This is a genomic window from Rathayibacter rhapontici, from assembly GCF_001995175.1.
Taxonomy (GTDB): domain Bacteria; phylum Actinomycetota; class Actinomycetes; order Actinomycetales; family Microbacteriaceae; genus Rathayibacter.
The window spans coordinates 1-4,985 of record NZ_MUKN01000104.1; the positions used below are offsets into that span (position 1 = coordinate 1).

Below are 4,985 nucleotides of genomic sequence, written 5' to 3' on the forward strand. Positions count from 1 at the left end.
CGGTCGGTTCGGAGGTGGGTGCGACGACGGCGGGCAGTGCCGACGCGGTGGGGGCCAGGGAGGCGATCCCTCCGATCGCGATCAGACAGGACAGGGTGATCGCGGTGACGCGAGGATGGTGCGGCTGGGGCACGGGCGGGCCTTTCCGAGGCGGAGGAGGAAGGGGAGGCTCGTCGTCGAGCCTTCCTGGGCGGAGCCTGGCACGCGCAGGCCGAGCCCGTCCACTCGACCGCGGGGAAACGCTCAGCGCCGGTGCGTCACTCCACCAGGGCGGCGAGCTGCGCCGCGACCGTCCCCCAGCCCTCCGCGAAGCCGAGGCGCTCGTGCTCGGCACGCGTCGCCGGATCCTTGTGCATCACCTGCGCCCGGTAGAGCGTGCCCTCGGGGTGGTCCTCGAGCGTCACCACCGCCGTGATGAACGGCGAGGCGGCCGGGCGCCAGCCCTCGACCAGGGCGGTCGTGAACACCAGCCGCTCCTCCGGATCGACGACCAGGTAGCAGCCGGAGAGGTGCGGCTCGAACCCTCCCCCGTCGCTCATCGACGTCTCGAGCGCACCGCCCGGCCGCAGGTCCATCGCGTCGACGCGGCACAGCAGCGGGGCGGGGATCCACCACTGCGCGAACAGCTCGGGAGTGGTCCACGCCGCCCAGACCGACGAGCGCGGGACGCGGATCACGCGCGAGATCTCGAGGTCGAGCGAGGGGTCGAAGGCGGTCATGGTGCTGTCCTCTCGTCGGACTTTCGCGGCGTCGTCGGACGGCGGCGCTCGGGGTCGGCGTGCCCGGAGGCCACCCGCTCCAGGCGGTCGGTGCGCTGCTCCCACTCCGAGCGCTGCTCGGCGAGCCAGTCCTCCACCGCGGCGAAGGCCGCCGGATCGAGTCGGCAGGTGCGCACGCGCCCCTGCTTCGCGGTGCGGATCCAGCCGCCCTGCTCGAGCACGCGCAGGTGCTTCAGGAACGAGGTGAGCGCCATCGGGAAGGGCTCCGCCAGCTCGCCGACGGTCGCCGGACCCCGGCGGAGGCGGCTCACGACGGCCCTCCGCGTCGGGTCCGCGAGCGCGCGGAACGCCGTGTCGAGCACGTCGCCATGGTGAGCCATACGGCTCAGTATGCCACCGGCGGCGCGAGAGGGGTGCGCGAGCCTCCTAAAATCGGAGCCATGTCGAAAGTGTTGAGCAGTCTGCCCGTGGGCGAGCGTGTCGGAATCGCATTCTCGGGAGGCCTCGACACATCCGTCGCTGTCGCCTGGATGCGCGAGAAGGGCGCGGTGCCCTGCACCTACACCGCCGACATCGGCCAGTACGACGAGCCCGACATCGACAGCGTCCCGTCGCGCGCAGCGCAGTACGGCGCCGAGATCTCGCGTCTCGTCGACGCGAAGAGCGCCCTCGTGGAGGAGGGCCTCGTCGCCCTGCAGTGCGGCGCGTTCCACATCCGCTCCGGCGGCAAGACCTACTTCAACACCACTCCGCTGGGCCGGGCCGTCACCGGCACCCTCCTGGTGCGCGCGATGCGCGAGGACGGCGTGGACATCTGGGGCGACGGCTCCACCTACAAGGGCAACGACATCGAGCGGTTCTACCGCTACGGCCTGCTCGCCAACCCCCGCCTGCGCATCTACAAGCCGTGGCTCGACGTGCAGTTCGTCAACGAGCTCGGCGGCCGCACCGAGATGTCGGAGTGGCTCGTCGCCCGCGGCTTCCCGTACCGCGACGCCACCGAGAAGGCGTACAGCACCGACGCGAACATCTGGGGCGCCACCCACGAGGCCAAGCGCCTCGAGGAGCTGAGCTCCGGCATCGAGCTCGTCGAGCCCATCATGGGAGTCGCGTCCTGGCGCGAGGACGTCGAGATCGCCTCCGAGGTCGTCACGGTGCGCTTCGAGGCCGGCCGCCCCGTCGCGATCAACGGCACCGAGTTCTCGGATCCGGTGGCGCTCGTGCTCGAGGCGAACGCCATCGGCGGCCGCCACGGACTCGGCAGCTCGGACCAGATCGAGAACCGCATCATCGAGGCCAAGAGCCGCGGCATCTACGAGGCCCCCGGCATGGCCCTCCTCCACCTCGCCTACGAGCGCCTGCTCAACGCGATCCACAACGAGGACACCATCGCGCAGTACCACTCCGAGGGCCGCCGCCTCGGCCGCCTGATGTACGAGGGACGCTGGCTCGACCCGCAGTCGCTCATGCTGCGCGAGTCGATCCAGCGCTGGGTCGGCTCCGCCGTCACCGGCGAGGTCACCGTGCGCCTGCGTCGCGGCGACGACTACACGATCCTCGACACCGCCGGGCCCGCGCTGAGCTACCACCCCGACAAGCTCTCGATGGAGCGCGTCGGCGACGCCGCGTTCGGCCCCGAGGACCGCATCGGCCAGCTGACCATGCGCAACCTCGACATCGCCGACTCGCGCTCGCGCCTCGAGCAGTACGCCGCCGCCGGTCTGGTCGGGGGCCCGACCGCCGAGCTGGTCGGCCACCTCGAGATCGGCGAGGGCGAGGCCATCACCGAGGGCGGCGGCTCGGCCGCCGCCGACGCCCTCGGTCGCGCGACCGACCTCGCCTCGGAGGGAGCAGCGTTCGACGCCGGAACCGACTGACGCGACACCGCACGACAGGACCCCCCTGGCGCCTCCCCCGGAGTGCGCCAGGGGGGTCCGTCCGTTCCGGAGCCGTCGCGCGGCGCCTCCGGGTCAGGGGGCGGGGCTGCGCACCAGGGCGAGCGCCGCGTCCACCGTCGCCACCGACTGCGCGGAGTCGACCCGCGCGAGGACCAGCGCCGCGACGAGCAGCGACACGAGCACGTCGGCCTGGCCCGAGCGACGGGCGGGGGCGGCGTGCGGCCAGAGCGCGTCGGCGCCGGCGCGCATCGCCCGCAGGAGCTCCGCCCGGTAGTCCGCGATCACCTCGCGCACCGCCTCGTCGCGCGAGATCGGCGCACCCGCCGCGTTGAGCAGGAGGCAGCCGCTGCGCGCGGAGATCGTCCGCGCATCGCTCAATGCGGCACGGAGACCCGTGAAGTACTCCTCCAGCGCATCCGGAGCGACGACGTCGGACCGCAACGGCGCGAGTCGCGGTCGCACCACCTCGTCGAGGTAGCTCCGCACCGCGGCATCGAAGAGCCCTCGCTTGCTGCCGAACGCGTGGTAGAGGCTGGAGCGGCGCAGCCCCGTGGCCGCCTCGAGCTCGGGGACGGACGCCTCCTCGAAACCGCGCTCCCAGAACACCGACCGTGCGGCGCGGACGACCTCGTCCGTGTCGAACCCCTGCGTGCGTCCCACGGATGCCCTCTTTCTGTATCGGTCGTTCCATTATGCACCGCGCAGGCCTATAGTGGATCGAACGTTACACAATCAGGAGGTCCCGCCGTGATCGTCATCGGACTCGTGCTCGCGGCTCTCGCCGCCCTGCTGCACGTCTACATCTTCGTGCTGGAGTCGCTGCTCTGGACGACCCCGCGCGCCCGCTCGACCTTCGGCACCTCCGAGGACGAGGCGCGCGCCACGAAGGAGCTCGCCTTCAACCAGGGCTTCTACAACCTGTTCCTGGCGATCACGACGATCGTCGGCGTGGTCGTCCTCGTGTCCGGAGCCACGGCCGTGGGCGCCGCCCTGGTCTTCACCGGCACCGGCTCGATGGTCGCCGCGGCGCTCGTCCTCCTCCTCTCCTCCCCCGCCAAGCGCCGTGCGGCGCTCACCCAGATGGCTCCCGGCCTGCTCGCGATCCTCGTGCTCGCGATCGGCCTCGCGGCCTGACTCCGCGGCCCGCACCCGACCTCCTCCGGAAGGCTCCATGACCACCGCCACCAGCACCCAGATCCAGCTCGTCCGCCGCCCCGAGGGCTGGCCCGTCGCCGACGACTTCCGCACCGTCCAGGTGCCGTACGACGCGCCGGCCGCCGGCGAGATCCGCGTCGAGAACGCCTTCGTCTCGGTCGACCCGTACATGCGCGGCCGGATGAACGACGTGAAGAGCTACACCCCGCCCTACGCCCTCGGCGAGACCATGACCGGAGGCGCGATCGGCCGGGTGAGCGTCTCCTCCGATCCTGCGTTCCCGGTGGGCGCGGTCGTGCTCCACCAGCTCGGTTGGCGCGACGTGGTCCAGGCCCCCTCCTCCGCGTTCCGCGTCGTCCCCGAGGTGCCCGGCGCCCCCCTCTCGCTGCGGCTCGGGATCCTGGGCATGACCGGCCTCACCGCGTTCGTCGGGCTCACCGCGATCGCCGGGATGAAGGAGGGGGACACCGTCTTCGTCTCGGGCGCCGCCGGCGCGGTCGGCTCGGCCGCCGGGCAGATCGCCCGCCTCCTCGGAGCGGGCCGCGTCGTCGGCTCCGCTGGATCGGCCGAGAAGGTCGAGCTGCTGACCGGGAAGTACGGCTACGACGCCGCCTTCGACTACCACGCCGGCCCCGTCCGCGAGCAGCTCGCCGCGGTCGCCCCCGACGGCATCGACGTCTACTTCGACAACGTGGGCGGCGATCACCTCGAGGCCGCTCTCGACGCCTTCCGCGACGGCGGCCGCGCCGCGCTCTGCGGCGCGATCGCGGGCTACAACAGCACCGAGAAGCCGGCCGGTCCCGACAACATGGCGAACATCATCACGCGGGGGCTCACCCTCCGCGGCTTCACACTGTCGGGCTATCTCGACCGCGCGCCGGAGTTCGACCGGCTGATGTCCGGCTGGTTCCAGGAGGGGCGGATCGCGTACGACGAGACGGTCGTGGACGGGATCGGGAACAGCGTCGAGGCGTTCCTCTCGATGATGCGCGGCGGCAACACGGGGAAGATGGTCGTCCGCGTCTGACGCTCCGGCGAGGATGCGCTGTCGCGGGGATGCCGCGGCGCGGCGGCGGTGGCAGACTCGGCGCATGCCGTCCCTGCTCAGCCGTCCGAGGACCGCGGTGCTCGTGGCCCCGGCGCTCCTGGCCGCCGTGCTCCTGATCGCCGGGTGCGCGGGGCGCGCCGACGTCGCGGCCTCGCGCACCCCGCT

At 72.3% G+C, this 4,985-nt stretch carries 6 protein-coding genes; 3 read left to right on the forward strand and 3 right to left on the reverse strand.

Annotation, left to right across the window (positions count from 1 at the left end; translation table 11 throughout):
* Positions 1-257 precede the first annotated feature (257 nt).
* Positions 258-719 carry an SRPBCC family protein gene (locus B0T42_RS18535; protein ID WP_077224449.1) on the reverse strand — a complete coding sequence of 154 codons (462 nt, stop codon included), beginning with the start codon at positions 717-719 and terminating at the stop codon, positions 258-260.
* Positions 716-1,099, reverse strand: a complete 384-nt coding sequence (locus tag B0T42_RS18540; RefSeq protein ID WP_077224450.1) for an ArsR/SmtB family transcription factor — start codon at positions 1,097-1,099, stop codon at positions 716-718. Before B0T42_RS18540 ends, B0T42_RS18535 begins: the two co-directional genes overlap by 4 nt.
* 60 nt (positions 1,100-1,159) lie before the next feature.
* On the opposite strand from B0T42_RS18540, the gene argG reads away from it, so the two are divergent.
* Positions 1,160-2,596 carry an argininosuccinate synthase gene (gene argG / locus B0T42_RS18545; RefSeq protein ID WP_077224451.1) on the forward strand — a complete coding sequence of 479 codons (1,437 nt, stop codon included), beginning with the start codon at positions 1,160-1,162 and terminating at the stop codon, positions 2,594-2,596.
* A 93-nt stretch (positions 2,597-2,689) separates the two neighbouring features.
* Here the strand turns inward: argG and B0T42_RS18550 are convergent, their stop codons facing one another.
* Entirely contained in the window at positions 2,690-3,277 is a 588-nt protein-coding gene (locus tag B0T42_RS18550; protein WP_077224452.1) for a TetR/AcrR family transcriptional regulator, read from the reverse strand.
* An 87-nt stretch (positions 3,278-3,364) separates the two neighbouring features.
* On the opposite strand from B0T42_RS18550, the gene B0T42_RS18555 reads away from it, so the two are divergent.
* Together B0T42_RS18555 and B0T42_RS18560 are read left to right on the forward strand one after the other, a co-directional pair.
* On the forward strand, positions 3,365-3,751 hold the full coding sequence (locus B0T42_RS18555) for a DUF1304 domain-containing protein (RefSeq protein WP_077224453.1): 387 nt from the start codon (positions 3,365-3,367) through the stop codon (positions 3,749-3,751).
* A 37-nt stretch (positions 3,752-3,788) separates the two neighbouring features.
* On the forward strand, positions 3,789-4,799 hold the full coding sequence (locus tag B0T42_RS18560; protein WP_077224454.1) for an NADP-dependent oxidoreductase: 1,011 nt from the start codon (positions 3,789-3,791) through the stop codon (positions 4,797-4,799).
* Positions 4,800-4,985: the final 186 nt, after the last annotated feature.